The organism is Nostoc sp. PA-18-2419 (assembly GCF_005869855.1).
In the GTDB taxonomy this organism is placed as follows: Bacteria; Cyanobacteriota; Cyanobacteriia; order Cyanobacteriales; family Nostocaceae; genus Nostoc.
This window is the reverse complement of sequence record NZ_SZNH01000105.1, coordinates 1-643: the sequence shown is the minus strand read 5'-3', so window position 1 is coordinate 643 and position 643 is coordinate 1. Positions and strand designations below refer to the sequence as shown.

Annotated in this window: 1 protein-coding gene; it reads right to left on the bottom strand. The window is 60.1% G+C overall.

Annotated features, from left to right (window positions below):
• The coding region (locus FCR06_RS32190) for a TonB-dependent receptor domain-containing protein (protein ID WP_223280413.1) at positions 1–405 on the bottom strand (405 nt) is incomplete at its 3' end.
• Positions 406–643 lie beyond the last annotated feature (238 nt).

Genomic DNA, 643 nt, shown 5'->3' with positions numbered 1-643 from the left:
CGAGAGCGTGACGCCCTGGTAGCGCGCGCGAGCAGTGCTGGCGTAGCAGCCGAAGGACGATCCGCAGCCCCTGGCCGAGCCGTCGAACACGATCAGGTTCTGCACGCGGTTGGCGTAGGCCACGATGCCCATCTGCGTCGCGCCCTCGGTGTACTGCAGGCCCAGCTCCAGGTTGCGGCTCGACTCGGGCTTGAGCGTGGCCAGGCCGTATTCGCTGAAGCGCTGGTASAGCGTGGGCRCGCGGAAGGCGGTGCCGGCCGACGCCGTGAAGCGCAGCGACGGCGTGATGGCGTAGCCGTAGGCCGCGCTGCCGGTGGTCTTGCCGCCGAACTCGCTGTCCTTGTCGTGGCGCACGTGCAACTGCAGCGAGTGCGGGCCCTTTACGAAGCCGTAGCCGAGCGAGATGGCGTCTTGCGAGCGGTCGCGCGAGAGCAGCTTGGAATCCCAGCTAAATCATTTATAAAAAGAGAAATCCCCGACTTCTTAAAGAAATCGGGGATCTCAAAACTGCGAAACTTTATTGGTTAAACACTAACAGGAGTAGGCGCAGCAAATCTAGCATATCGCTGGATGTAAAATTCTTTAGAGTTAGCGATCGCCTTTACAGAATCACGTTCCTTCAGGGCGTGCTTCCATTGTCTCA